We start from the raw sequence: 25,786 nt of genomic DNA on the forward strand, positions 1-25,786 counted from the left end.
GCCTGTCGTAACGTGCATGCTCCAAGCCTTGTGCTATCGTGAAATTATTAGTGACATTTACGCAAAGCGTCCAGGAAGACGAACGAGCATGTCGAACGACGCAGCCAGGATGGAGAAAGCCGCAGGGCTGGCGCTGACCACGTCCGGGAACGACTGGGCGATGCTCAGCCTATACCTGCCTGACGGCAAGGCTCCACAACGCTTTTGTACAGGGGACAACCCGGCTGTCCACGCCGCGCTCGAAGCGCTCGAAGCCCAGGTCGACGCCGACGATTACACGCTGCCGGACCTGCGCACCAGCCCCCTGCCCCCCGCCTGCCGCGAACTGACCGAGCGTACCGGCCTGCGCAGCTACCGGGCGGTCCGGCGCAGCTTCCGGCACGGAACGGAACTGGCCAGCTTCGTCCTGGCCGTTGCCGGCGCAAGCCCACGCGATCCTGCCAGCGAAGACGGGCTGGACCCGATCGCCGACCTGTTCGTGGACGGCGTATCGGCCCGCGCCGGCGGGACAAGCGGCGACGACGCCATGTTCGGATTCGATTCCGCTGCCGGCGCCATGGCCCTACCCGACGAGGCCGCGCAGGCGCAGGAGCAGTTCCGCCTGCTGTTCGAGTCCGCTCCGGGGCTCTATCTGGTGCTGGCTCCCGACAGCTTCCGCATTGTCGCGGCAAGCAATGCCTATCTCGAGGCGACCATGGTCACGCGCGAGCAGATCGTCGGTTGCGCCCTGTTCGACGTGTTCCCCGACGATCCCGACGACGACGACAGCCCTGTCGCCGCACTGAATGCTTCGCTGCAGCGTGTCAGGCAAACCCGCGTGCTCGACGTCATGGCAGTACAGCGCTACCCGATCCGCCGGCCGGGAGGCGGCTTCGAAGTACGCTATTGGAGCCCGGTCAACTCTCCCGTCCTCGATGCCGATGGACGCGTCATGTTCATCATCCACCGTGTCGAGGACATCACCGATTACGTGCTGGCGCACAGGCCGTCGGATCCCGATGGCTCCCGGGCCAAGACCACCCGGCTGGAAGCGGAGATCGTGCTGCGCTCGTACGAGCTCAAGCGCATGGCCGATTCGCTGGCCCTGAGCGAGCAGCGGCTGCGTTATGTCACACGCGCCACCAACGACGTGGTCTGGGACTGGAACATGGCCGACGATGCCCTGTGGTGCAGCCGCAGTGCGCTCGAACCGCTCGGCAGCGTGCTGGCGCGCTCCACCCGCCTGGCGGACTGGGAGGCCTGCATCCACCCCGAGGATCGCGAGCGGGTCGGCGCGAGCCTGCGCTCGGGCGTAACGGCCGGGCGCGAGAACTGGGCCGCCGAATACCGGCTGCGCCTGCCGGGAAACGTCGAGCGCCATGTGCTGCATCGCTGCTTCATGGTCATCGACGAGCAGGGCAAGCCGCAGCGGATGGTCGGCAGCATCGCCGACCTGACCGAGCAAAAGCGCCAGGAGGCGCGCCTGCGCATGCAGGCCGAAATGCTCGACTACGCGACCGACGCCATCCTGGTGCGCGACCTCGACAACCGGGTGCTGTACTGGAACCAGGCCGCGGCCGCGCGCTACGGCTGGAGCAGCGACGAGGTCATCGGACGCGCAGTGAGCGAGACCCTGTATGCCCAGTGCGCGCCATCCGACTTCCAGCATGCGATGCAGGTCTTGATGCGGCACGGCGACTATTCCGGCCGCATGGTGCACTCGGCGGCGGACGGCCGCAAGTTCGTGGTCCACGTGCACTGGATCCTGGTGCGCCGCGAGGACGGGACGCCGCGCGCGATCCTGTCCGTGGTGACCGACCTGAGCGAGCAGGTCGCGCTGGAGCAGCGCCTGCTGCAGATCCAGAAGCTCGAGTCGCTCGGCCGGCTGACCGGCGGCATGGCACACGACTTCAACAACTGGCTGACCGTCATCCTCGGCAGCGCCGAGGAGCTGATGGACGCCCTCGAGGCGCAGCCCGACCTGCGCGACATCGCCCACATGATCCAGCTGGCCGGCGAGCGCGGGGCGGAACTGACACGCCGCCTGCTGGCGTTCGGGCGCAGGCAGCCGCTGACACCGCAGATATTCGCGGTCGGCGAAACCATCGCCTCGATCCGTCCCCTGATCGCGCGCAGCCTGCCCGAGAACATCGAGCTCCAGTTGCTGGACATGGGGCACCGCTGGTGCGTGTACGCCGACCGCGCCCAGCTCGAAGCCGCCATCGTGAATCTTTGCCTCAATGCGCGCGATGCCATGCCGGAAGGCGGGAAACTGATCATCCAGCTCCTGCTGGTCGAGATCGAGGAACGGAACAACGAGTTGAACAAGCCGCTGCCGGCCGGCGAATACGTCGTGATCGCGGTCGCGGACAATGGCCATGGCATCGCCCATGACGTGATGGACCATGTGTTCGAACCCTTCTTCACCACCAAGGACGAAGCGTCCGGAAGCGGGCTCGGTTTGAGCATGGTCTATGGCTTCGCCAAGCAGTCGAACGGCGACGTGACGATCTACTCGGAGCCGGGACGCGGCACGCAGGTCAAGCTCTATCTGCCGCGCGCGCACGCCGAACCCGAGACCCATCCCACGCCCGAAGCCGGCGCCTCCGCACGGCCGCCGTGCGGATGCGCCGTCTTGCTGGTCGAGGACGATCCGATCGTGCGCGCCCATATCCATGCCCTGTTGCGCGAGCTCGGCTGCGAGGTGACGCAGGCTTCCAGGGCCGAGGAAGCGCTGGCGCGGCTGGCCGGCGGCCAGCGCTTCGACCTGCTGTTCACGGATGTCGTCATGCCCGGCATGTCCGGCATCGAGCTTGTCCGGCGCGCACGCGCGATGCGGCCGGGATTGCGTATCCTGCTGAGCTCCGGCTACACCTTCGAGGCCATGCGGCACCAGGACGAGCTGGGGCCGGACATCCGCTTCCTGAACAAGCCCTATGGAAAGACCGTCCTGGCGCAGGTCTTGTCGGAGGTGCTTGACGGCGTGGGGAAAGCGCCATGAGCTCGCCGGCGGACGGCAAGCGCGAACGTGACGCCGCGGCCCGCAGGATGCTGGCCTTCGCCAGCCTTGTCGAGCACCTGGCGGTCCCGAACGCGCTTTCCGCGCTGGGCAATCACATGCTGGCGTCCTTGCGTGACGAGCTGGAGGCCCTCGCGATCTACCGGGTCACCGACGGCCAAGACCTGGACTTGCTGCTGCACGCCGGATGCGCCCAGCCGCCGCCAGCACGCGCCGGCGACGTGACGCAGCTCTGCGGCGCGGCCTTGGGCGAGCCGGCCATCCAGGGCGGAGAAGCGCGCATCATCGAGATCGGGCCGGACCGCCCGGCCTGGATCGGCGCGCGCCCCTGTGCCCTGGCGGCAGTCCCATTTGGCGGCGGCGGTTCCAGGGATCCGCGCGGTCTGGCCTTGTTCATGCTCCGCAATACCGAGCATGTCGCTTCGCTTGCGGCGCTGCTCGAGCTGGCCGTGCACAAGCTGTCCCAGGCGCTGCTGCGCGACACGGCGCCGAGCCAGGGCCAGTCCGGCCCCGAGGCAGGCAAGACACGGGTATTGCTCGTCGATGACGAGGCGCTGCTGGTTGCCCATGTCAGGCGCATCCTGGAACGGGCCGGCTTCGCCTTCCACGCGGCGCACAACGCGCGCGAAGGTTTCAAGCTCGCCACCGCGATCCAGCCCGACGTGATCCTGATCGACAAGGTGATGCCCGACATGGACGGCATCGGCTTGCTGCGCATGATGCGCAGGAACGAATTGCTCAGCACCGTCCCCGTCATCATGCTGTCCGGCCAGGCCGACGAAGCGGCGCGGGTCGCGGCCCTTGGCGAAGGCGCCGACGATTTCGTGGTCAAGCCTTTCAGTTCGAAAGACCTGGTAGCCAGGATCGAGGCCAACGTCCGCCTGGTGCGGCTGCGGCGCGATGCGGTGTGGCGCCAGGGCGAGCTGCTGCGCCTGCGGCAGTCGCAACAGGAACTGCGCACCCTGCTCGACACCGTCCAGCGGGTGCGCGACGACGAGCGGCGCATGCTGGCGCGCGAGGTGCACGACCAGCTCGGCCAGATCCTGACGGCGGCAAAGATCGACCTGCGCCTGCTGCAGCACCGTGTTTCACAACCGGACAGGCTGCCGGCTGCACCCGTCATCCTGGAAGAGCTGCAGGCGGTGCTGTCGAGCGTTGACCTGGCGATAGCCGCGGTGCAGGACATCGCGGCGCTGCTGCGGCCGCCCGAACTCGAGGAAGGGGGATTGGTGGCGGCGCTGCGCTGGCAGGCAGAGGACCTGCAGCGCCGCACCGGCATCGCATGCAGCGTGCTGCACGACCCGGCCAATTATGTCGAGCAGCCGCCCTTCGTGGCAGGGGAACTGCTGCGCATGTGCCAGGAAGCGCTGACCAACGTCTTGCGCCACGCCGGCGCGACCCGGATCATCATCCAGGTCGCGATGCGCAACGCATCCCTGCTGGTCAGGATATGCGACAACGGCAGCGGCATCCCGAGGGAACGCCTGCATCACGCGGCGTCACTGGGCCTGAAGGGCATGCGCGAGCGGGCCGCCAGCATCCGCGCCAGCATTCACGTCTACGGAAGGCGCGGCCGCGGAAGCATGGTGGCCATCCGGCGCAGGCTGGCTTACCGCTGACACCCTGGCACACTGGCTGCCTGCCTTGAAGACCTGTGTTTGATCGTCATCAGCGTACAACAGTCGGCTTTTTTATTTGACGTTTCTGAGCGACATCAAATCACCGTGTTATGCTGGCTGCATCCGCAGAGGTGCGCCATGTCACGTTCCGATATCGCAGATCCCCACATCTCGCTGCTGCGCGCCGCACGCAAGCCCGCAGCACGCTTTGCGGCACTGCTCATTGCCGGTGTCAGCCTCCTGATCATCGGCTTGCAGGCGGTGGAAACCTGGCGCGGGCGCGACCTGCGCCTGCGCGAGGCGGAAGTCGCCACCGCCAACATGGCCCACGCGCTGTCGGCCCAGGGAGAAACGGCGATCCGGGTCACGGACACCGTGCTCGCCAGCGTCGTGACACAGGTCGAGCGCGAGGGCTGGTCGGGTCCACCCGGCGAACGTCTCGGGAAATATTTGCGCGACGTCGTCGCCGAGGCCAAGGAAGTGCATGGCGTGCTCGTCTATGACGCCGACGGCAACTGGGTCGTCAATTCCCTCGATCACGCCATGCAGGGTAACAATGCCGATCGCGAGTATTTCCGCTTTCACAAGGCCAGTCCACAGCGCAGCGCCCATGTCGGGCTGCCCATCCTGAGCCGCTCGACGGGAGTCTGGGTCCTGCCGGTGTCGCGCCGAATCAATCGTCCCGACGGGCGCTTCGCCGGCGTGGTCGTTGCCACCATCCGGATCGCGTATTTCGCCAAATTGTATGCAAGTTTCGACATTGGAAAACAAGGGACCATCGTGCTGGCGCGTGACGACGGCACGCTCGCCTACCGGCGGCCATTCGAGGACACGCTGATCGGCAAGAGCATCGCCGGCGGGCTGGTCTACCAGGAATACAAGCGCACCGGTCCGGTTGGCAACGCGACCCTGCCGGCTCAGCTCGACGGCATTGTCCGCCTGTACAGCTACCGCCGCATGGACAGCTATCCGCTGTTGGTAATCGTCGGCGTGTCGAAGGACGACATCCTCTCGGGATGGCGCTCCTCGGCTGGGCAGCTGTTCGGCGGGATCGGCGTGGTCGTGCTCATGCTCGCCCTGGTAGGAACGCGCCTGGTGCGGCAGATCCGCATCCGCGACGAACTCGAGAAAGAACTGCTGAGCGCGCGCGAACGCCTCCAGGAGCGCAACGCCGCGCTGACGGAACTTGCGGAGCGCGACGGGCTGACCGGCATATCGAACCGCCGTCATTTCGAGGAGGCCCTGCAACGGGAGATCGCGCGGGCGGCGCGTTCCGGCAAGCCGCTCTCGCTCATCATGCTCGATGTCGACTACTTCAAGAAGTACAACGACCATTACGGTCATGTCGCTGGCGACAATTGCCTGCAACAGATTGCCGCCGTCCTGCCTGTCAGCCTGGACCGCCCGAGCGATTTTCCAGCACGCTACGGTGGCGAAGAGTTTATCGTTCTGCTGCCGGAGACCAGTGGACACGGGGCGTTCCAGGTGGCGGAACGCATCCGCTCGTCAGTCTGCGCCCTCGACATCGAACACGCCGGTAGTCCCGCAGGCGTGGTAACGGTCAGCCTCGGCGTCTGCACTGCCCGCGTCGACGCTGACTCCCTGCCAGCGCCGGAAGCGCTCGTGGAACAAGCCGACTGCCAGCTTTACGAGGCAAAGCGCCTGGGGCGCAACCGTGTGTCGATTGCCGCCCAGGAAAGCACAGCCTTGCGCCAGACTGCTTAGTCGAACTTGCTGAAATCCGGCTTGCGCTTCTCGAAGAAAGCGGTAAACGCTTCCTTCGCTTCCGGCGCCAGCAGCATGGCGGCGAAGCGCTCGTTCTCGGCGGCGATGGCGGCTTCGATGCTTTCGATGCGCGGACGCTTCATCAAGGCTTTCGTCGTGCGGATCGAGGCGGCCGGCAGCGCCACCAGCTTGGCGGCCTGCTGTTCGGCGAAGGCGCGCAACTCTAGAGCCGGCAGCACGCGCGTGATCAGGCCCATCTCGAACGCTTCCTGGGCGCCGAAGGCTTCGCCCAGCAGCAGCTTCTCGGCGGCGCGCGGGTAGCCCGCCAGTTGCGGCAGCAGCAGCGAGGAGCCGAATTCAGGGCACAGGCCGAGCTGGGTGAACGGGACCGAGAACTTGGCATTGTCGGCGGCGTACACCAGGTCGCAATGCATCAGCATGGTGGTGCCGATGCCGATGGCGGCGCCGGCCACGGCCGCGATCACCGGCTTGGTCGAGCCGTGCAGCGCGCGCATGAACTGGAAGACCGGGCGGCTTTCGGCCGGCACACCCGGCACCGGGGCCGAGTTCTTCATGAAGTCGTCGAGGTCGTTACCGGCGGTGAAGATCTCGGGCTTGCCGGCGATGAGGATGGCGCGCACGGCGGTGTCGCTTTCCGCGTCCAGCAGCGCGTCGGCCATAGCCTGGTACATCGTGGCGGTGATCGCGTTCTTGCGCTCGAGGCGGTTGAATTCGATGGTCAGGAGGCCGTTGGCCTTGTTGATCAGCATGTCCATGTTTCAGGGTCTCCGGATATTCTTGGGCTGGTTGGACGCGTGGGCGGGAGACCCGCCCACCCTACGAAGGGCAAACGGTTCTCCCGCCCACGCGGTCATTGCTTACTTGATGATTAAACGCGCTCGATGATACCGGCTGCGCCCATGCCGGCGCCGACGCACATCGTCACCATGCCGTACTTCAGCTTGTTGCGGCGCAGTGCGTGCACGACGGTCGCGGCGCGGATCGCGCCGGTGGCGCCCAGCGGGTGGCCCAGGGCGATCGCGCCGCCCATCGGGTTGACCTTGCTGGTGTCCAGGCCCAGGTCGCGGATCACGGCCAGTGCCTGCGCTGCAAACGCTTCGTTCAGCTCGATCCAGTCTAGCTGGTCCTGGCTGATGCCGGCTGCGGCCAGCGCTGCCGGAATCGCGACCTTCGGGCCGATGCCCATGATCTCCGGCGGCACGCCGCGCACGGCAAACGACGAGAACTTGGCCAGCGGAGTCAGGTTGTGCTCCTTCAGGATCTTCTCGCTGACGACGATCAGCGCACCGGCGCCGTCCGACATCTGCGAAGAGGTCGCGGCGGTCACGCTGCCCTTGGCGGCGAACACGGGCTTGAGCTTGGCCATCGATTCCATCGAGGCGTCAGCGCGCGGGCCCTCGTCCAGGTCGACGGTGCGGCGCTTGACATCGATCTCGCCGGTCTTCAGGTTCGGCGTGCGGGTGACGATTTCCACCGGGGTGATCTCGTCCTTGAACAGGCCGGCCTGCTGGGCGGCGATGGCGCGGCGGTGCGATTCCAGGCCGAAGGCATCCTGGTCTTCGCGCGACACCTTCCACTGCTCGGCCACCTTCTCGGCGGTCAGGCCCATGCCGTAGGCCAGGCCCACGTTCTCGTCCTTGAACGTTTCCATGTTAATCGAAGGGTGATGGCCCATCATCGGGACCATCGACATCGATTCGACGCCGCCGGCGATCATCACGTCGGCTTCGCCCACGCGGATGCGGTCCGCCGCCATGGCCAGGGCGGTGATGCCCGAGGCGCAGTAGCGGTTGACGGTGACGCCGCCCACGGTGTTCGGCAGGCCTGCCAGCACTACCGCGTTACGCGCCACGTTGAAGCCCTGCTCCGCTTCCGGGAACGAGCAGCCGACGATGGCGTCGACGATCAGCGCCGGGTCCAGGTTCGGCACGGCGGCCATGGCGCCGCGAATGGCGTGCACCAGGAGGTCGTCCGGGCGGGTCTTGTTGAAGAAGCCGCGCGGCGCCTTGCCGATCGGGGTACGGGTCGCTGCGACGATGTATGCGTCTTGAAGTTGTTTGCTCATGATTTGTCGTCCTGTTCTGTCGTCGCTTTAGTTGCGCACCGGCTTACCGTTTTGCATCATGCCCATGATGCGCTCCTGGGTCTTCGGATTGCTCAGCAGCGCAATGAAGGCCTTGCGTTCCATGTCGAGCAGCCACTGCTCGGACACCACGCTGCCCTGGTCGATGTCGCCGCCGGTCACGATCTCGGCGATGGTGTCGCCCAGGTGGTAGTCGTAGGCCGAGATGAAGCCGCCGTCACGCATGTTGACCAGCTGACCGCGGATGGTCGCCCAGCCGTAGCGGCCGGTGACGGTGATCGGGCGGCGCGCCGGAGCGCGATAGCCGGCGTCGAACATGGCGCGCGCGGTGGTCTTGGCCACGTGCAGCAGTTCGTAGGGGTTGAAGACGATTATGTCGTCTTCCTTCAGGTAGCCCATCGCCTTTGCTTCCAGGGCCGACTTCGACACCTGCGCGGTGGCCGCGTTGGTGAAGCCGGTCTTCAGGAATTGCAGGATGTCGTTGCCCTTGGCTTCGGTGAAGGCGCGCACGGCCGCTTCCTTCAGGCCGCCGCCGGCCGGCACCAGGCCGACGCCGACTTCGACCAGGCCGATGTAGGACTCGATCGAGGCCACGCGCTTCGACGCGTGCAGCGCCATCTCGCAGCCGCCGCCCAGTGCCAGGCCCGCGACAGCGGCGACCACCGGGATGTTCGAGTACTTCATCTGCATGAACACGTCCTGCAGCTGGCGCACCATCGGTTCCATCGCCTTGGCGCCGCCCATCATGAAGGCCGGCAGGGCCGACTGCAGGTCGGCGCCGGCCGAGAAGGCGCCGCCTTCGGCCGCGTCGGTATTCCAGATCACCAGGCCCTTGTAGCCCTTCTCCGCCTCTTCCATGCCGCGCTGCAGGCCCTTCACCACGCCTTCGCCGATGACGTGCATCTTGGTCTTGAGCGAGATGACCAGCACTTCATCGTCCGAGTGCCACAGGCGCACCGAGTCGTCCTCGAACACGGTGGTGCCGAAGGTCTTCGGATCGATGGTGGTCGAGCCGAGCACCGGCGCGCGGAACTGCTGGCGCTGGTACACCGGCAGGTCGGACGCCGGCACGTAGGCGTTCTTCGAGGCCGAGTACGAGCCTTCCGCGGTGTGCACGCCTTTTTCGGCGACCGGGCCTTCGAATACCCAGCTTGGCAGCGGTGCGTTGACCAGCGCCTTGCCGCTATCGATGTCTTCCTTCACCCACTGGGCAATCTGGGTCCAGCCGGCGGCCTGCCAGGTCTCGAACGGACCGACGCTCCAGCCGAAGCCCCAGCGCATCGCGAAGTCGACGTCGCGCGCGTTGTCGGCGATGGTGTCGAGGTGGAAGGCGATGTAGTGGAAGGCGTCGCGGAAGATCGCCCACAGGAACTGCGCCTGCGGGTTGGTCGATTCGCGCATGGCCTTGAACTTCTTGACCGGGTCTTTCTCTTTCAGGATGCGGCCGACGATGTCGGCAGCCTTGGCGCCGCTCGGGACGTATTCGCCGGTGGCGAAGTCGAGGCGCTGGATCTCCTTGCCGACCTTCTTGTAGAAGCCGCCGCCGGTCTTCTGGCCCAGGGCGCCCTTCTCGATCAGCTTGGCCAGCACGTCCGGGGTCTTGTACAGGCTGAAGAACGGATCATCCTGCAGGGTGTCCTGCATGGTCTTGATCACGTGGCCCATGGTGTCCAGGCCCACGACGTCGGCGGTACGGAAGGTGCCCGACTTGGCGCGGCCCAGCTTGGCGCCGGTCAGATCGTCGACCACGTCCACGCTCAGGCCGAACTTCTCGGCTTCGTGGATGGTGGCCAGCATGCCGAAGATGCCGACGCGGTTGGCGATGAAGTTCGGGGTGTCTTTTGCACGCACCACGCCCTTGCCCAGGGTCGAGGTCAGGAAGGTTTCCAGCTGGTCCAGGATTTCCGGGCGGGTGGCCGCGGTCGGGATTAGTTCCACCAGGTGCATGTAGCGCGGCGGGTTGAAGAAGTGCACGCCGCAGAAGCGCGCCTTCAACTCGTCGTCGAAACCTTCGGCCAGCTTGTTGATCGACAGGCCCGAGGTGTTGGAGGCAAAGATGGCGTTGGCGCCGATGTGCGGAGCGACCTTCTTGTACAGGTCGTGCTTCCAGTCCATGCGCTCGGCGATGGCTTCGATGATCAGGTCGCAGCCTGCCAGCACGTCGAGGTTGTCTTCGTAGTTGGCCACTTCGATCAGGGCCGCGTCATCCTTGTTGCCCAGCGGGGCCGGCGACAGCTTCTTCAGGCCTTCGATGGCCTTCAGGACGATGGCGTTCTTGTTGCCTTCTTTTGCTGGCAGGTCGAACAGCACGACCGGCACTTTCGCGTTCACGCAGTGCGCAGCGATCTGCGCGCCCATCACGCCGGCGCCCAGCACGGCGACTTTCTTGACGATGAAATTGGACATTCTTATTTCCTTGGATAAGTCGTGGCCTCCGCCATTGGAGCGGAGGCCACGTGATGGTGTGTTAGAACAGGTCTGCGTCCATGGCCAGCAGATTCGATGCACCCGAACGTGCCTGGCGGATCAGCATCGCGGTTTCCGGATACAGGCGGGCGAAGTAGAAGCGCGCGGTGTGCAGCTTGGCCGCATAGAACTTGTCGCTAGAGTCCTGCTTGGCCAGCGCGATCTTCGCCATCTGGGCGAAGAAGTAGCTGAACACCAGGTGGCCCACGACGCGCAGGTAAGGCACGGCGGCGGCGCCCACTTCGTCCTGGTTCTGGAAGGCCTTCATGCCGATTTCCATGGTCAGCTTGGTGACTTTCTCGCCGAGCTCGCCCAGCGGGGTCACGAATTCCGACATCGACTCGTCCAGGCCGTTCTCTTCGACGAAAGCCTTGATCTTCTCGCCGAAGGCGCGCAGCTTGGCGCCGTTGTCCATCAGGATCTTACGGCCCAGCAGGTCCAGCGACTGCACGGTGTTGGTGCCTTCGTAGATCATGTTGATGCGGGCGTCGCGCACGTACTGCTCCATGCCCCACTCGCTGATGTAGCCGTGGCCGCCGTACACCTGCATCGCTTCCGAGGTCGCGATCCAGCCGTTGTCGGTGATGAAGGCCTTGACGATCGGGGTCAGCAGCGCGACTTCGCCGGCGGCTTCCTTGCGCACTTCCTCGTCGGGGTGGTTCAGTTCGCGGTCGATCTGCAGCGCGATGTACGAGGTCAGGGCACGCGCGCCTTCGGCGAAGGCTTTCGCGGTGAGCAGCATGCGCCGCACGTCCGGGTGCACGATGATCGGGTCGGCCGGCTTGTCCGGTGCCTTCGGGCCCGACAGGCTACGCATCTGGATGCGTTCCTTGGCGTAGACCAGCGCGTTCTGGTACGCGACTTCGGTCAGGCCCAGCGACTGCATGCCGACGCCCAGGCGGGCTGCGTTCATGAACACGAACATCGCCTGCAGACCTTTGTGCGGCTGGCCGATCAGGGTGCCGATCGCGCCGTCCAGGTTCATCTGGCAGGTGGCGTTGCCGTGGATGCCCATTTTCTCTTCGATGGCGCCGCAGGCGATGCCGTTGCGCTCACCGATCGAGCCGTCGGCATTCACCTTGAACTTCGGCACCAGGAACAGCGAGATGCCCTTCGAGCCTTCGGGTGCGTCCGGCAGGCGCGCCAGCACCAGGTGGACGATGTTCTCGGCCATGTCGTGTTCGCCGGCCGAGATGAAGATCTTGGAGCCGGTGATGCTGTAGGTGCCGTCGGCCTGCGGTTCGGCCTTGGTGCGCAGCAGGCCCAGGTCGGTGCCGCAATGCGCTTCGGTCAGGCACATGGTGCCGGTCCATTCGCCCGAGACCAGCTTCGGCAGGTACAGCTTCTTCTGCTCGTCGGTGCCGTGCTCTTTCAGGCACTCGTAGGCGCCGTGCGACAGGCCCGGGTACATGGTCCATGCCTGGTTCGACGAGTTCAGCATCTCGTAGAAGGAGTTGTTCAGCGAGACCGGCAGGCCCTGGCCGCCGTATTCCGGATCGCACGCCAGCGCGGCCCAGCCGCCTTCGACGTATTGCTTGTACGCTTCCTTGAAGCCCTTCGGGGTGGTCACGGCCTTGGTGGCGGCGTCGAAATGGCAGCCTTCGCGGTCGCCGCTGTGATTCAGCGGGAACAGCACTTCCTGCGTGAACTTCGCACCTTCTTCGAGCACCTGGTTGATGATGTCGGCGTCGATTTCCTGGTAGGCAGGCAGGTTCTTGAACTCTTCGCTGACATTGAGGAATTCGTGCAGAACGAACTGCATATCCCGGATTGGCGCGACGTACTGACCCATGGTTTTCTCCTGAACGAAGGTGATGTGTTATTTGACGGTTGGCGTAGTGCTTACTGCGCCGGTGAATCTGGATTGCGGTAGTTCTCGACCAGCCGCTCGAAGCCGCGGCGTGCGCGCTCGACCGCGCCGGCATTGCGCAAGAAGCGGGCGTCGTGGTGCAGGGCCAGGATCAGCCCGTACATTTCGTACACCAGCTGCTCGGCATCGGTATCGGGACGCAGGTGGCCGACCTCGATCGCCTGGCGCGCGGCGCGGCGCAGCGCGTCCTGCCAGTCCTGCACCATCTTGACCAGCTCCTCGCGGATCGGGCCCGGGCGGTCGTCGTATTCCACGGCGCCGCTGATGTAGATGCAGCCGGACGCGATCTCGACCGACACGCGCGCCAGCCAGCGGTCGAACATCGACTGCAGGCGCGGCAGGCCGCGCGGCTCGCGCACGCTCGGGAAGAACACTTCCTGCTCGAAGCGGTGGTGGTAGAGCTTCACCACCTCGAGCTGCAGGTCTTCGCGCGAACCGAAATGGGCGAACACGCCGGACTTGCTCATGTTCATCCGGTCGGCCAGCACGCCGATGGTCAGGCCTTCGAGGCCGTCACGGCTCGACAACTCGAGCGCCACGTCGAGGATCGCTGCCCGCGTGAGTTCGCCCTTGCGCATGAATTTGGCTGAAGTAGTGATAGCTGCCCCTGAATCGAAAAAATCCGAACGCTCGTACTATTATCTACCAGAGATGAAATGTCAAACGGGAACTTAGAGGCGAGATTCTATTGATGCAGGACAACGGCAAGCGAGGTGAAGCCGCCTGCTGAGCGTTCCCGGCCAGGCTTGGCGAGGACAAGGTTGTCGCAGATGTAAAGGTACAGCATTTTTCGTGCTTGTGGCGTATGTCGCGGGCGTGTGCCGGACATGTCGAGCGGGCGCCGTGCGCCCGCTCCCTGCAGCCTCAGGTCGCCAGGCTGCGCAGCACCAGCCCGGTGATATAGGCGCAGTAGGTGCCCAGCGCATAGCCGAGCACCGCCAGCAGCACGCCCACCGGCGCCAGCGCCGGGTGGAAGGCCGAGGCCACTACCGGCGCCGAGGCGGCGCCGCCGACGTTGGCCTGCGAGCCGACCGCCATGAAGAACAGCGGCGCGCGGATCAGCTTGGCCACCAGCAGCAGCAGGCCGCCATGCACGCAGATCCAGATCAGGCCCAGTACGAACAGCCATGGGCGGTCGAGCAGCGCGTTCAGGTCCATCTGCATGCCGATGGTCGCCACCAGAAAGTACAGCATGGCCGAACCGAGGGTCGAGGCGCCGGCGCCTTCCAGGCTGCGCGCCTTGGTGAAGCTGAGCAGCATGCCGAAGGTGGTGGCGAATACCACGATCCAGAAGAAGGACGAGGTCAGGCTGTAGTCCTGCAGGCGCCATTCCTGCGGCAGGCTGGCGATCCAGCCCACGGTGGGGCCGGTCAGCGCATGCGACAGGCCGGTGACGCCCAGGCCCACGGCCAGGATCACCATCACGTCGGTCAGGGTCGGCATGCGCGCATGCTCGGCCTGGTAGGTCTCGATGCGCGCCTTGAGGGCATTGATGGCGGAGAGGTCGGCGCCGGTCCAGCGGTCAAAGGCCTGGGCGCGGCCGGCCAGGAACAGCAGCACGGCCATCCAGACGTTCGCCACCAGCACGTCGACGGCGACGAACTGGCCGAACAGGGTGGCGTCGACCTCGAACACTTCCTTCATCGCGGCCTGGTTGGCGCCGCCGCCGATCCAGGCCCCGGTGATGGTGGTCATGCCGCGCCAGGTCTCGCCGGCCACCGTCTCCGGATGGATGACGCGCATGGCCTCGAACGAGACGAGCGCGCCCAGCATGATGCCGACGGTGCCGGTCAGGAACATGATGATCGCCTTCGGGCCGAGCCGCACGATGGCGCCGAAATCGATCGCGATACAGAGCAGCACCAGCGCGCTGGGCAGCAGGTAGTCGCGCGCCACCGGGTACAGCCTGGACAGGCTGCCGTCGATGATGCCGAGCGTGTTCAGGATGGCCGGGACCAGGTAGCACAGCAGCAGGGCCGGCACATAGGTATAGAACTTCTTCCAGAAGCCATCGGCCCGCGAGGAGGACCAGAAGACGAAACCGAGGATCGATGCGAGGATGCCGAGCACGACGGCATCATTGGTGACGAGGGGAACAGCAGTCTGCATGGAAAGGACACGAAGAGGTTGGCGGAGACCGCCAAGCCGCTTCGCGCGTCTTTACGCCTCAGCGATCCTTGCGGCCGGGAAATCGCATTCTACATTCCCTACAGCAAAGAAGGCCAAAGATCCGAACCTGCCCTCGGGGTCAGGTCTGACATTTGGACACGAGCTCAAGCGTTGGACACCCAGCCCTGACCGCGACGGCGTGGCGTGGCGTTTCGCGTCCACCCTGCTAACCGCTGCGCCATCTCAGCGCCAACAATGCCGCGTCCGGTACCGTGATCGGCATGACGCGACCACTCCGACTCGAATTCGCCCACGCGCTTTACCACGTGACAGCGCGCGGCAACCGGCACAAGCCGATCTATCACCACGACGCCGATCGCCATCTATGGCTGGACGTGCTGACGCACGTATGCGAACGCCACAACTTTGTCGTCCACGCTTTTTGCCAGATGATGAATCACTATCACTTGCTCGTGGAGACGCAGGAGGCGAACCTTTCGAAAGGGATGCGCCAACTCAATGGTCTATACACGCAGCACATCAACCGGCGCCATCAACTCGTCGGACATCTTTTCCAGGGCCGATATCACGCGATCCTGGTACAGAAAGAGAGCCATCTGCTGGAACTCAGCCGATATATCGTGCTGAATCCCTTACGCGCTGCGATGGTGTCCTCGCTAGATGAATGGCAATGGAGCAGCCATCACTACCTGACCGGTGCCAAGTCTGCACCCGCCTGGTTCGAGCGCGACTGGCTGCTCAGCCAATTCGGCGATGCGCATGCAACCGCTGTGTCCGCATATCGGGCGTTTGTACTGGCAGGCTTGGGCAAGGCCAGCCCGCTTGCCGCTGTCCGCCATCAAGTTCTTTTAGGTGAAGACGACTTCGTCTCGACGCACCAGCGATTGCAACTTGCAGAAGCCTTCGTGGAAGCGCCAAAGGCAGAGCGCCGCGCGGTCGCGCTGCCATTGACCGAATATCAGGTCACCTACGCCGACAGGGCTGAAGCAATGGCGCGCGCCTACCGCTCGACCGCCTTCACGATGCCGCAGATTGCTCACGCCTTCGGTGTGTCGACCAAAACCGTGAGCCGCGCAGTGGCTGCCTTCGAAAAACTGGAATCACCGCGCTGAAGAGCTTTTACAGTAGAGGCCGTGTCCAAATGTCAGACCTGACCCCGGTTTTATTCGTCCCCGATGCGCGTCATGGCGCGGCGGTCGCGCTTGGTCGGGCGGCCCTTGATGTCGGCGCTCGGTTCGGGGAACAGGCGGCGCGCCGTCTTGTCGTTTTCGCGCTTGGCGATGCTCTCGTCGGTCTCGAAATAGAGCGTGCGCGCGACCGGCGCCGGGCCGCGCGTGCCCGAGATGGCGGCCACGATCACTTCCCAGCGGTCCGAGCCGTTGTCGATGAAGATCTTGTCGTTGACCTTGACGTTGCGCGCCGGCTTGACCGGTTCGCCGCCGATGCGCACGCGGCCGCGGTCGACCGCGTCGGCCGCCATGGAGCGCGTTTTAAAAAAGCGCGCGGCCCACAGCCATTTGTCGATGCGTACGTTGTCGTTTTCCATGGTGTTCCTTTTGCTTCCATTCATGCATAGCCGATCGCGAAGATCCGCATGACCAGTTTATACGCCATATAGGCCAGACCATAGCTCGCACGCCGGATCCAGCCGATATGGCCGAATTCCTCGGCACGGATCGGCACGCCGTCCGCGATGCCGCGCTCGATGTGCTCGCGCATGGTGGCGGCGAAGCGCTCGTCCAGCACCACCACGTTGGCTTCCTGGTTCAGGAACAGCGACAGGCCGTCGCAGTTGCTCGAGCCGACCGTGGCCCAGTCGTCGTCGACCACCGCGACCTTGGCATGCAGCTGGGTCTTGCGGTACTCGACCACCCGGATGCCGTCGGCCAGCAGTTTCGGATAGAAGGAGTGCGCCACCATGTCCTGGATCTTGAACTCCCCTACCCCGATGAGCAGGGTCACCTGCACGCCGCGCCGCGCCGCATGGGCCAGCGCCTTGCGGAACTTGCGCCCCGGCGCAAAATACGGCGTGGCCAGCAGCACGCTGTGTTTCGCGCGGCCCAAGGCCTGCAGGTAGGCGCGCTGGATCGTGGAACGGTTGCGCAGGTTGTCGCGCACCACGAAGGCGGCGCGCGCCGGATATTCGCAGGACTGCGGCGGATCCTTGCGCATTTCCTTGAACAGCTCGATGCGCTGGCGGATCTTGAGGCGACCCGCGCGCAGCCACTGCCCTTGCGCCTCGTCGTGGATCTGGGCCACCAGCGGCCCCGCTACCCGCACCGTGAAATCCCAGCGCGGGGCCGGCAGGCGGTGGCGGTCGGCGTGGTCGCACTGCCAGTCGTCGTTGACGTTGATGCCGCCCACGAAGGCCACTTCGCGGTCGACCACGGCGATCTTGCGGTGCGAGCGCGCGATGCCGCGCCGGCACCAGGGATTGAAGATGCGGTACTGGATGCCCGCTTCCGCGAAGGCCGCACCGAGGCGCTTGGCGGGCAGGTGTTCGGTGCCGATCCAGTCGACCAGCACCCGCACCTTGACGCCCCGTTCGGCGGCGCGGATCAGGGCGTCGCGCACGGTGCGCGCGGTGTCGTCCTCGCCGAAGATATAGGTCTCGAAGAAGACCTCGTACTGCGCCGCGTCGAGCGCCGCGATCAGCGCCGGGAAGTAGGCGGTGCCGCTTTCCAGGAGGGTGACGTCGTTGTTGTCTACGAAGCTGACGTGGCGCATGGCCTACGAGAGCTGCAGTTCCGCCACGATCGGCGCATGGTCGGACAGCTTGGCCCACAGCGGGCCGTGCATCACCTGGGCGTTGTCCACCTTGAAGCCGCGCACGTAGATGCGGTCGAGGCGGAACCAGGGCAGCATGGCCGGAAAAGTGCGTGCCGGGGCCAGCCGCGGCTGGCGGCGCGGCGGCGGCTGGCGGCCGGCCCAGCTGCGCACCATGTCGCCCAGCGGCGACTTCGGCCCCAGCTCGTCGAACACCTCCTTCACGCCGAGCGCATTGCGCAGGCGGTCGCTGAGCGTGTTGCGCCAGTCGTTGAAGTCGCCGGCGATGATCACCGGCTCGCCATGCGAGGACCCGTTGACGTGCTCGATCAGGGCGTCGGTCTGGCGCCCGCGGCTGCCTTCGAACAGGCCCAGGTGCACCACGTAGCAGTGCACCTTGCCGGCCTGCGTGTTCAGCACGCAGTGCAGGATGCCGCGCTGTTCGTAGGCGTGGTCGGAGATATCGTGGTTGTGCGAATTCTCGATCGGGAAGGCGCTCAGCAGCGCATTGCCATGGTGGCCGTGGTCGTATACGGCGTTCATGCCGTAGGCGCTGTGGTGCTTCTCGTTCTTGAAGTAATCGTATTGCGCGGTCTCGGGCCAGTGCCGGTGCGCAAGGTCTTCCTTGCCGTAGCGTGCCTGGAAGCGGTCGTGCCGTCCTTGCACCTCCTGGAGGAAGACGACGTCGGCGTTGAATTCCGCAATTGCTTTCTTGAGAGCGATCACCCGGGGCGTACTACGCAATGACGAGACGCCCTTGTGAATGTTGTAGGTAGCCACACGAATTTTCATGGGAACATTCTAACCGCATCGGGCGGATGTCCTCGTGGAACGAGGCCCAATTGTGCGCTGCCGGGTGATCTGGTCGCGGGGCCAGCCCGCTGTGTTCAGACAAATGCCATCTGGCTAGAAATAGCCTCGTGACCGCTCACCATCATCCGGCGCGGGCGCGCGGATGCACGGGTCACTTCGTCGTTCGACAGCAGAGGTCCGGACAACCTCAGGCCGGACAACAGGTCAATCTGGATGCAGCCGTTGCCGATGCTGATCTCTTTTACCTTATCGTCGTTCTTCAGTTCGAGGTCCATGTTTTCTCCCTGTAGATCTATCTAGTTAGAGTTGCGTCGCGAAAATTGTTACAAGCGACCTCATCGACAATATGCTAGAGATTGATGGCTGTCAAACGACGAATCTATCGTGCAGATGGGAAAAAGACTAATTTCCTTCGGTAAACTAATTACCAAAACCATCTTACCTAACTCAGCAATATCCGCAAAAACAAGGATTTATGAAAGCAACTTGACATCAAATGCACACAAACGAATGGAAAATTGTCAAGGAAGTGAATAACCGTGCACAAAAAAAAATTTGGTGCCTGTTGTGGTATCACGACAGTTTATTTTCCAGCAGGAATTATCAAAAGCCCCATGTATAGGGGTATTTCGCTAAGATTTACTTTGCAGCAAGGATGTGACGCGGCAACTGCAGTATGGCTTCGGCGTTCGATGAGGAAAAGCAGCGGTCGGCGGCCTCGAGATAAGGCAGCCAGGCGTATTGCGTGTGCTCGCGCGGGCTCAGGATCACGGGGATGTCGCGCGGCACGCAGACCGAGAACACGTGCTCGGTATTGTGGGTGACGCCGGGGGCGTAGCGATGGCGCCAGACCGGGTAGATCTCGTAGACGTTGGCCAGAGCCCAGTCGCGCAGGCGGATCCGGTCGCCGTCGGCCACGATCCCGGTTTCCTCGAACAGTTCGCGGGTGGCGGTCTGGATCAGCGGTTCGGCATGAAAGTCGAGCGAGCCGGTGACGGATTGCCAGAAACCCGGGCGGTCGGCGCGTTCGATCAGCAGCACCTCCATGGCGGAGGTGTGGATGACGACCAGGACCGATTCGGGGATTTTATGGGGCATGGGCCAGATAAAACAAACGCGGGCATGGCCGATGTGTGGCCAGGCCCGCGTGAGTTGAACGCGCGGTCGGCAAAGCCGACCGCCCTACTTAGGCAACTTTAGATTCGTTACGCAGGCGGATGTGCAGTTCCTTGAGCTGCTTCTCGTCGACTTCCGACGGCGCGTTGGTCAGGAGATCCTGGGCGCGCTGGGTCTTCGGGAAGGCGATCACGTCGCGGATCGACTCGGAGCCGGTCATCAGGGTGATGAGGCGATCCAGGCCGAAGGCCAGGCCACCGTGCGGCGGCGCGCCGTACTGCAGGGCGTCGAGCAGGAAGCCGAACTTCAGCTGGGCTTCTTCGGCGTCGATCTTCAGGGCGCGGAACACCTTGCTCTGCACTTCTTCTCGGTGGATACGGATCGAGCCGCCGCCCAGTTCCCAGCCGTTCAGGACCATGTCGTAGGCCTTGGCGACGCAGGCGCCCGGGTTGGTTTCCAACATGTCTTCGTGGCCGTCCTTCGGTGCGGTGAACGGGTGGTGGGTGGCGTTCCAGCGGTCGCCGTCTTCATCGTACTCGAACATCGGGAAGTCGATGACCCACAGCGGGGCCCAGACGTCGTCGAACAGGCCGGCCTTCTTGCCGAATTCCGAGTGGCCGATCTTCACGCGCAGCGCGCCGATGGCGTCGTTGACGACCTTGGCCTTGTCGGCGCCGAAGAAGATCAGGTCGCCGTCCTCGGCGCCGGTCAGCTCCAGGATCTGGGCCAGGACCTCGTCCGAGATGTTCTTGACGATCGGCGACTGCAGGCCGTCACGGCCCTTGGCCTTCTCGTTGACCTTGATGTAGGCCAGGCCCTTGGCGCCGTAGATGGCGACGAACTGGGTGTACGCGTCGATTTCCGAACGCGGCATCGAAGCGCCCTGCGGCACGCGCAGGCCGACCACGCGGCCGCCGGCCATGTTGGCGGCGCTGTTGAACACCTTGAACTCGACCGACTTCATCAGCTCGGTCAGTTCGGTGAACTGCAGCTTCACGCGCATGTCCGGCTTGTCCGAACCGTAGGAGCCCATGGCGGTGGCGAAGTCCATCACCGGGAACGGGTTCGGCAGGTCGATGCCGGCCGCGTTCTTGAAGACGACGCGCATCATGTCTTCGAACAGGTCACGGATTTCCTGTTCGGTCAGGAACGAGGTTTCGCAGTCGATCTGGGTGAATTCCGGCTGGCGGTCGGCGCGCAGGTCTTCGTCGCGGAAGCACTTGGTGATCTGGTAGTAACGGTCGAAGTTGGCGACCATCAGCAGTTGCTTGAACAGCTGCGGCGACTGCGGCAGCGCGAAGAAGTTGCCCGGGTTGACGCGCGACGGCACCAGGTAGTCGCGCGCGCCTTCCGGGGTCGACTTGGTCAGCATCGGGGTCTCGATGTCGATGAAGCCCAGGTTGTCCAGGTACTTGCGCACTTCCATCGACACCTTGTAGCGCAGGCGCAGGTTGTGCTGCATCTGCTGGCGGCGCAGGTCGAGCACGCGGTGGGTCAGGCGGGTGGTTTCCGACAGGTTGTCGTCGTCCAGCTGGAACGGCACCGGCACCGAGGCGTTCAGCACTTCCAGGTTGGTGGTGTTGATCTCGATCTTGCCCGACTTCAGGTTGGCGTTGGCGGTGCCTTCCAGGCGGTTCACGACGGTGCCGGTGATGCGCAGGCAGTACTCGTTGCGCACGTGTTCCGCAGCCTTGAACACCTCGGCGTTATCCGGGTGGCAGACCACCTGCACCAGGCCTTCGCGATCGCGCAGGTCGATGAAGATCACGCCGCCGTGGTCGCGGCGACGGTGCACCCAGCCGCACAGGCTGACGGTTTGGCCCAGCAGTTCCTCGGTGACGAGGCCGCAGTAGTGAGTACGCATGGAGGTCATGGTTTTCGTTCCAGGTTGGTTGATTCGTGAAAGGCGCCCCCGCATGCGGCGGCCCTCTGTTCTTTGCTTGCTGCGTTCTTTGTTCTTTATTCCGGAGCGACGACGCCCATCGAGACGATGTGCTTCAGGGCCGCGTCCACGGACATGTTCAGCTCCACGACCTTGCTGCGTTCCATCATCAGGAAGAAGCCCGAGGTCGGGTTCGGGGTGGTCGGCACGTACACGCTCACGTAGTCGCCCACCAGGTGGTTCTTCACGTCGCCGCCCGGCACGCCGGTCAGGAATGCGATGGTATAGGAATCCGCGTGCGGGTACGGGATCAGCACCGGCGTGCGGAACGCGTTACCCGAGGACGAGAACAGCGTGTCCGACACCTGCTTGACGCTGCCGTACAGCGAGCTGACCACCGGAATCCGCTTCATGATGCGGTCGCCCACGCGTACGATGTAGCGGCCGACCAGGTTATTGGTCAGCAGGCCGGTGAGAAAGACGATGGCAAGCGTCAGGACTGCGCCGAAGCCGGGCATGTCCATGCCGAACAGTCTGCGCGGCTGCCAGGCTTCCGGCACGAACAGCAGCGACTGGTCCAGGGTGCTGATGATGGCACTCAAGACCCAGGCCGTGATCACGAGGGGCACCAGCACCAGCAGGCCGGTCAGGAAATATTTGCGCATCGAATTCTCTTGTTCTTATTTGCTGACTGCTCAGGTACTGCTCTTGTCGCCGCCGCCGGCAGCGGGCGCCGGCGCCGGCGCCGGGGTAGCCGCTGGGGCTGCAGCGGCGGGAGCGGCAGCTCCCGCGGCAGTACCGGTGGCCGGCGGGGTGCCGCCGCGGAAGTCGGTCACATACCAACCCGTGCCCTTGAGCTGGAAGCCGGCAGCGGTCACCTGTTTTTTGAAGGCTTCCTTGCTGCACGACGGACAGACCGTCAGCACTGGGTCAGAAATTTTTTGCAGTACATCTTTGGTAAAACCGCATTCATCGCAGCGGTAGGCGTAGATCGGCATCTGGTACTCCGCAAAAATCTTCAAAACCCTGAATTATAAAGCTTTTACGGGAGGCCTTGCCTGTTTTGGCCGCAGCAGGCGGGCTGGGGCGGTTCGGGACGGCGCTTTAGGTGTTGTTTTTCGTCATCGTCGGATGCTGTTTCGTTTGCGCAAGAACAGGGGTGGGTGATTAAATAGCATCTTTCTTAAGAACATGATGGCGGCAGGCAAGCTCTGCTGCCCACAGTTAAGAAGAAACAGAAGATTTTGCGCGGTGCTGCACCGCCGCTGGTCCGTAAAAGAACGCTGCACTTGGAAGCCCGCTGATGCGGGCTTTTCTTTTGGGGGTCAGGTCTGACATTTAGACACGAGCTCTGCTTTATCTCGCTTGAGGCCGTGTCCGAATGTCAGACCTGACCCCGAGTTAGATTAGCGGCGCTGCCAGAGCATCCAGCGCTCCTTGCCGGCAAACACGGGGATCGAGTCGGCTACCGCCGCCTCCTCGACCAGGTCGAAACACGGCGCCAGCAGCGCCTCCAGCCCTGCCCTGTCGATCCCGAAGGGCGGACCTTTTACCGTTTGGTCAAAAAAGAAGAAGCCGCCCAGCAGGCCGCCCGGCGGCAGCAGTTCGGCCCAGCACGCCGCCACGCGTGGCCGCATGGCCGGTGGCAAGGCGCACAGGAAGGCGCATTCGTAGATGAATCCGAGCGCCTGCCGCGGCTGCCAGGCAAAGAAATCCGCTTCCACGACGCGGTCGCCCCACTGCCCCGCCAGCGCCCTGGCGCGCGCCACGGCCTCCGGCGCGAAATCGATCGCGGTGGCGTCCCAGCCGGCCTGGCACAGGAACACCAGTTCGTAGGCACTGCCGCAGCCGGGAATCAGGGTCGGCAGCGGCGCCGTGCTGCGCGCCACGAAGTCGCGCAGGGCTTGCGGCACGCCGCCGCGGTCCCAGGGCGTGAAGGACTTGGCGAAACGCTCGTCCCAGAACCGTGGGCTGAGCGGATCGCGGCTGGCAAAGCTCGGTGGGTCAGCCGCCGCCATGCAGCACGACGTAGCCGGCCGCCAGGCTGCATACCAGCACCACCACGGCGCCCAGGAAGGCCAGCAGGCGGTTGGTGCGGCGCTGCTCGACCATCACGGCCGCCAGCAGGTCGGCATTCCCGACCGGGTGCCCGTGCTGCGTCGCCATGCCCGAGTGGGCGTGGCGCTCGAGGGTCTGGTGCAGCAGGCGCGGCAGCTGCGGGAAGATGTGGGCGTAGCGTGGCGCTTCGGCGCGCAGGCGCTCGACCATGCCCTGCCAGCCCACCTGCTCGCTCATCCAGCGCTCCAGGTAGGGCTTGGCGGTCTTCCACAGGTCGAGCTCGGGGTCGAGCTGGCGGCCCAGGCCTTCGATGTTGAGCAGGGTCTTCTGCAGCAGCACCAGCTGCGGCTGCACCTCGACGTTGAAGCGGCGCGAGGTCTGGAACAGGCGCAGCAGGATCTGGCCGAAGGAAATGTCTTTCAATGGACGGTCGAAGATCGGCTCGCAGCAGGCGCGCACCGCCGATTCGAGCTCGTCGACGCGGGTATCGCGCGGCGCCCAGCCCGATTCGATGTGGGCCTCGGCCACGCGCTTGTAGTCGCGGCGGAAGAAGGCCAGGAAGTTCTGCGACAGGTAATCCTTGTCGAAATCGTTCAGGGTGCCGACGATGCCGAAGTCGAGGGCGATGTAGCGGCCGAAGGTGTCCTTCTCGACCGATACCAGGATGTTCCCCGGGTGCATGTCGGCATGGAAGAAGCCGTCACGGAACACCTGGGTGAAGAAGATCTCCACGCCATCGCTCGACAGCTTCTTGAGGTCCACGCCCTCGGCCGCCAAACGGTCGATCTGCGACACCGGGATGCCGCGCATGCGCTCCATCACGATCACGCTGCTCGAGCAGTAGTCCCAGTGCATCTCCGGCACCATCAGCAGCTTCGACTCGGCGAAGTTGCGGCGCAGCTGGCTGGCGTTGGCGGCCTCGCGCATCAGGTCGAGCTCGTCGTGCAGGTACTTGTCGAACTCGGCGACGACTTCGCGCGGTTTCAGGCGGCGGCTTTCGGCCCAGACCTTCTCGATCAGGCCGGCCGCCATGTCCATCAGGGCCAGGTCTTCGTCGATGGTCTTGCGCATGCCGGGACGCAGCACCTTGACCGCCACCTCGGCGCCGTTCTTCAGGGTCGCGAAGTGCACCTGGGCAATCGATGCCGAGGCCACCGGCACCCGGTCGAAGCTGCCGAACAGTTGATCGGGGTGGGCGCCGAGCGCCTCGGTGATCTGGGCGATCGCCAGGTCGGAATCGAAGGGCGGCACGCGGTCCTGCAGCAGCGACAGCTCGTCGGCAATATCCTGCGGCATCAGGTCGCGCCGGGTCGACAGCACCTGGCCGAACTTGATGAAGATCGGCCCCAGCTCTTCGAGCGCCTGGCGCAGGCGGATGGCGCGCGGCGAGGTGATGCGGCGCCAGAAGAACAGGGTGCTCATGACACGCGCAGTGCGCGGAGCATGCAGGCTCGTGACCGCGATTTCGTCGAGACCGTACTTGGTCGCGACAGCGAGGATTTTCAGCAGGCGCAGGAATTTCAATATCATCAGTTATCCGGACTCAATATCACGCTCTTCGTCGGAGCAGCGCTCTGCGCCAGGCGCTGCTCCAGTTTTGCAATGCGCTTGGCGGTACGCTCGACGTCGTCGCGCAGGCGCACCACGTCGGCGGCGAATTCGTCGACGGCCGTCGGACGCACCAGCACGGGCCGCTCTTCCAGCAGAAACTCGGCCATGTTCTCGGCCAGCCGGCGGCCGGCGCCCAGCACCCCGGTGGCCGCCCCACGCGCACCCTGCACCAGGCCGCGCGCGCCGAGCGGGCCGACGATGCGCTCCAGGTCGTACTCGGCATCCCAGCGCAGGCCTTTCGACAGCGAGGAGATGGTGTTGGCGAACTCGGCGTCGCCTTCGATTTTCACGTAAGAAAAAGCACGGTCGCGGTTCTGGGCGATCAGCGGCAGGTCGGTCAGCTTGACGCGGATGGTCACGTTCGCCGGGCCTTCGGCCGTGCCGGGCTCGAGCATGCCATCGCGCGCCACGCGCAGGCGCAGCTGGAGGTGGCCCGTATCGATGCAGGCTTCCTTGCCGGCGTGACGCACGAGCGACTCGCGCGCCCAGGCTTCCTGGGCCAGCAGGTGGTTGATCGTGGCGACGGCGGGCGTCGCCAGCATGGAAGAACTCGGGATCATTGGCAGCACACGTTATAAAAAAACCGCCCGGTGTTAGCGGGCGGTTCGATCTTACCAGTTTGCCGGGC

At 64.6% G+C, this 25,786-nt stretch carries 21 protein-coding genes; 4 read left to right on the plus strand and 17 right to left on the minus strand.

Going from position 1 to position 25,786, the window contains the following annotated elements; genetic code table 11:
* Positions 1-88: 88 nt before the first annotated feature.
* From ACK6C6_RS17610 to ACK6C6_RS17620, 3 genes are read left to right on the plus strand one after another with little or no spacing between them, the layout of a single operon-like run.
* Positions 89-2,980: a PAS domain S-box protein gene (locus ACK6C6_RS17610; RefSeq protein WP_409268492.1), complete on the plus strand. Its 2,892-nt coding sequence runs from the start codon at positions 89-91 to the stop codon at positions 2,978-2,980.
* Positions 2,977-4,617, plus strand: a complete 1,641-nt coding sequence (locus ACK6C6_RS17615; protein WP_409268494.1) for a response regulator — start codon at positions 2,977-2,979, stop codon at positions 4,615-4,617. The genes ACK6C6_RS17610 and ACK6C6_RS17615 overlap by 4 nt, the downstream gene beginning before the upstream one ends.
* A 39-nt stretch (positions 4,618-4,656) precedes the next feature.
* Positions 4,657-6,342, plus strand: coding sequence for a diguanylate cyclase (locus ACK6C6_RS17620; protein WP_409268496.1), 1,686 nt, complete (start codon positions 4,657-4,659; stop codon positions 6,340-6,342).
* On the opposite strand, the gene ACK6C6_RS17625 is transcribed toward ACK6C6_RS17620, so the two are convergent.
* The 6 genes from ACK6C6_RS17625 to ACK6C6_RS17650 all read right to left on the minus strand — a co-directional run bounded on the left by ACK6C6_RS17625 (position 6,339) and on the right by ACK6C6_RS17650 (position 14,891).
* On the minus strand, positions 6,339-7,118 hold the full coding sequence (locus ACK6C6_RS17625) for an enoyl-CoA hydratase (protein WP_409268498.1): 780 nt from the start codon (positions 7,116-7,118) through the stop codon (positions 6,339-6,341). The two genes, ACK6C6_RS17620 and ACK6C6_RS17625, sit on opposite strands and share 4 nt — an antisense overlap.
* A 113-nt stretch (positions 7,119-7,231) precedes the next feature.
* Complete coding sequence (locus tag ACK6C6_RS17630) at positions 7,232-8,428, minus strand: acetyl-CoA C-acyltransferase (protein WP_409268500.1); 1,197 nt, start codon at positions 8,426-8,428, stop codon at positions 7,232-7,234.
* Between the two features lie 27 nt (positions 8,429-8,455).
* Positions 8,456-10,852: a 3-hydroxyacyl-CoA dehydrogenase/enoyl-CoA hydratase family protein gene (locus ACK6C6_RS17635; protein ID WP_209589179.1), complete on the minus strand. Its 2,397-nt coding sequence runs from the start codon at positions 10,850-10,852 to the stop codon at positions 8,456-8,458.
* 61 nt (positions 10,853-10,913) lie between these two features.
* Positions 10,914-12,704, minus strand: coding sequence for an acyl-CoA dehydrogenase C-terminal domain-containing protein (locus ACK6C6_RS17640; protein WP_409268502.1), 1,791 nt, complete (start codon positions 12,702-12,704; stop codon positions 10,914-10,916).
* 50 nt (positions 12,705-12,754) lie between these two features.
* On the minus strand, positions 12,755-13,360 hold the full coding sequence (locus ACK6C6_RS17645) for a TetR/AcrR family transcriptional regulator (protein ID WP_209589177.1): 606 nt from the start codon (positions 13,358-13,360) through the stop codon (positions 12,755-12,757).
* Positions 13,361-13,646: 286 nt separating this feature from the next.
* Complete coding sequence (locus ACK6C6_RS17650) at positions 13,647-14,891, minus strand: DUF819 domain-containing protein (RefSeq protein ID WP_409268504.1); 1,245 nt, start codon at positions 14,889-14,891, stop codon at positions 13,647-13,649.
* 281 nt (positions 14,892-15,172) lie between these two features.
* Between ACK6C6_RS17650 and ACK6C6_RS17655 the strand changes: the two genes are divergently transcribed.
* The gene (locus ACK6C6_RS17655; RefSeq protein WP_409268506.1) at positions 15,173-16,024 is read left to right on the plus strand and encodes a transposase; all 852 of its coding nucleotides are present in this window, start codon (positions 15,173-15,175) and stop codon (positions 16,022-16,024) included.
* A gap of 50 nt (positions 16,025-16,074) precedes the next feature.
* Here ACK6C6_RS17655 and ACK6C6_RS17660 read toward each other — a convergent pair whose 3' ends face one another.
* The 11 genes from ACK6C6_RS17660 to ACK6C6_RS17710 form a co-directional block, all read right to left on the minus strand.
* Entirely contained in the window at positions 16,075-16,458 is a 384-nt protein-coding gene (locus tag ACK6C6_RS17660; RefSeq protein WP_027865703.1) for an RNA-binding S4 domain-containing protein, read from the minus strand.
* A gap of 20 nt (positions 16,459-16,478) precedes the next feature.
* Positions 16,479-17,639, minus strand: coding sequence for a cardiolipin synthase ClsB (clsB, locus tag ACK6C6_RS17665; protein WP_036208698.1), 1,161 nt, complete (start codon positions 17,637-17,639; stop codon positions 16,479-16,481).
* A gap of 3 nt (positions 17,640-17,642) precedes the next feature.
* A complete protein-coding gene (locus ACK6C6_RS17670; protein ID WP_036208700.1) occupies positions 17,643-18,470 on the minus strand; it encodes an endonuclease/exonuclease/phosphatase family protein in 828 nt (275 codons plus the stop codon).
* Positions 18,471-18,565: 95 nt separating this feature from the next.
* Positions 18,566-18,766 carry a hypothetical protein gene (locus ACK6C6_RS17675; protein ID WP_209589173.1) on the minus strand — a complete coding sequence of 67 codons (201 nt, stop codon included), beginning with the start codon at positions 18,764-18,766 and terminating at the stop codon, positions 18,566-18,568.
* Between the two features lie 364 nt (positions 18,767-19,130).
* A complete protein-coding gene (nudB, locus tag ACK6C6_RS17680; protein ID WP_209589172.1) occupies positions 19,131-19,589 on the minus strand; it encodes a dihydroneopterin triphosphate diphosphatase in 459 nt (152 codons plus the stop codon).
* 88 nt (positions 19,590-19,677) lie between these two features.
* Positions 19,678-21,480, minus strand: a complete 1,803-nt coding sequence (gene aspS / locus ACK6C6_RS17685; protein ID WP_409268509.1) for an aspartate--tRNA ligase — start codon at positions 21,478-21,480, stop codon at positions 19,678-19,680.
* Between the two features lie 86 nt (positions 21,481-21,566).
* On the minus strand, positions 21,567-22,154 hold the full coding sequence (locus ACK6C6_RS17690; RefSeq protein ID WP_027865709.1) for a DUF502 domain-containing protein: 588 nt from the start codon (positions 22,152-22,154) through the stop codon (positions 21,567-21,569).
* Between the two features lie 30 nt (positions 22,155-22,184).
* On the minus strand, positions 22,185-22,487 hold the full coding sequence (locus ACK6C6_RS17695) for an FmdB family zinc ribbon protein (protein ID WP_209589171.1): 303 nt from the start codon (positions 22,485-22,487) through the stop codon (positions 22,185-22,187).
* 408 nt (positions 22,488-22,895) lie between these two features.
* On the minus strand, positions 22,896-23,507 hold the full coding sequence (locus ACK6C6_RS17700; protein ID WP_409268511.1) for a methyltransferase domain-containing protein: 612 nt from the start codon (positions 23,505-23,507) through the stop codon (positions 22,896-22,898).
* Complete coding sequence (ubiB, locus tag ACK6C6_RS17705; RefSeq protein WP_409268513.1) at positions 23,494-25,077, minus strand: ubiquinone biosynthesis regulatory protein kinase UbiB; 1,584 nt, start codon at positions 25,075-25,077, stop codon at positions 23,494-23,496. Before ubiB ends, ACK6C6_RS17700 begins: the two co-directional genes overlap by 14 nt.
* Positions 25,077-25,700: an SCP2 domain-containing protein gene (locus tag ACK6C6_RS17710; RefSeq protein WP_409268515.1), complete on the minus strand. Its 624-nt coding sequence runs from the start codon at positions 25,698-25,700 to the stop codon at positions 25,077-25,079. The genes ubiB and ACK6C6_RS17710 overlap by 1 nt, the downstream gene beginning before the upstream one ends.
* Positions 25,701-25,786: the final 86 nt, after the last annotated feature.

This window comes from Massilia sp. BHUDP2 (assembly GCF_046236355.1).
GTDB classification, from domain to species: Bacteria; Pseudomonadota; Gammaproteobacteria; order Burkholderiales; family Burkholderiaceae_D; genus Telluria; species Telluria varians.

Excerpts from the sequence above, each read along its gene's own strand:
- ACK6C6_RS17645 (WP_209589177.1), bottom strand. The coding sequence starts at position 13,360 with ATGCGCAAGGGCGAACTCACGCGGGCAGCGATCCTCGACGTGGCGCTC.
- ubiB (WP_409268513.1), bottom strand. The coding sequence starts at position 25,077 with ATGATATTGAAATTCCTGCGCCTGCTGAAAATCCTCGCTGTCGCGACC.
- ACK6C6_RS17635 (WP_209589179.1), bottom strand. The coding sequence starts at position 10,852 with ATGTCCAATTTCATCGTCAAGAAAGTCGCCGTGCTGGGCGCCGGCGTG.
- ACK6C6_RS17670 (WP_036208700.1), bottom strand. The coding sequence starts at position 18,470 with ATGAAAATTCGTGTGGCTACCTACAACATTCACAAGGGCGTCTCGTCA.
- ACK6C6_RS17695 (WP_209589171.1), bottom strand. The coding sequence starts at position 22,487 with ATGCCGATCTACGCCTACCGCTGCGATGAATGCGGTTTTACCAAAGAT.
- nudB (WP_209589172.1), bottom strand. The coding sequence starts at position 19,589 with ATGCCCCATAAAATCCCCGAATCGGTCCTGGTCGTCATCCACACCTCC.
- ACK6C6_RS17675 (WP_209589173.1), bottom strand. The coding sequence starts at position 18,766 with ATGGACCTCGAACTGAAGAACGACGATAAGGTAAAAGAGATCAGCATC.
- ACK6C6_RS17640 (WP_409268502.1), bottom strand. The coding sequence starts at position 12,704 with ATGGGTCAGTACGTCGCGCCAATCCGGGATATGCAGTTCGTTCTGCAC.
- ACK6C6_RS17650 (WP_409268504.1), bottom strand. The coding sequence starts at position 14,891 with ATGCAGACTGCTGTTCCCCTCGTCACCAATGATGCCGTCGTGCTCGGC.
- ACK6C6_RS17610 (WP_409268492.1), top strand. The coding sequence starts at position 89 with ATGTCGAACGACGCAGCCAGGATGGAGAAAGCCGCAGGGCTGGCGCTG.
- ACK6C6_RS17630 (WP_409268500.1), bottom strand. The coding sequence starts at position 8,428 with ATGAGCAAACAACTTCAAGACGCATACATCGTCGCAGCGACCCGTACC.
- ACK6C6_RS17615 (WP_409268494.1), top strand. The coding sequence starts at position 2,977 with ATGAGCTCGCCGGCGGACGGCAAGCGCGAACGTGACGCCGCGGCCCGC.
- aspS (WP_409268509.1), bottom strand. The coding sequence starts at position 21,480 with ATGACCTCCATGCGTACTCACTACTGCGGCCTCGTCACCGAGGAACTG.
- ACK6C6_RS17660 (WP_027865703.1), bottom strand. The coding sequence starts at position 16,458 with ATGGAAAACGACAACGTACGCATCGACAAATGGCTGTGGGCCGCGCGC.
- ACK6C6_RS17700 (WP_409268511.1), bottom strand. The coding sequence starts at position 23,507 with ATGGCGGCGGCTGACCCACCGAGCTTTGCCAGCCGCGATCCGCTCAGC.
- ACK6C6_RS17625 (WP_409268498.1), bottom strand. The coding sequence starts at position 7,118 with ATGGACATGCTGATCAACAAGGCCAACGGCCTCCTGACCATCGAATTC.
- ACK6C6_RS17690 (WP_027865709.1), bottom strand. The coding sequence starts at position 22,154 with ATGCGCAAATATTTCCTGACCGGCCTGCTGGTGCTGGTGCCCCTCGTG.
- clsB (WP_036208698.1), bottom strand. The coding sequence starts at position 17,639 with ATGCGCCACGTCAGCTTCGTAGACAACAACGACGTCACCCTCCTGGAA.
- ACK6C6_RS17655 (WP_409268506.1), top strand. The coding sequence starts at position 15,173 with ATGACGCGACCACTCCGACTCGAATTCGCCCACGCGCTTTACCACGTG.
- ACK6C6_RS17710 (WP_409268515.1), bottom strand. The coding sequence starts at position 25,700 with ATGCTGGCGACGCCCGCCGTCGCCACGATCAACCACCTGCTGGCCCAG.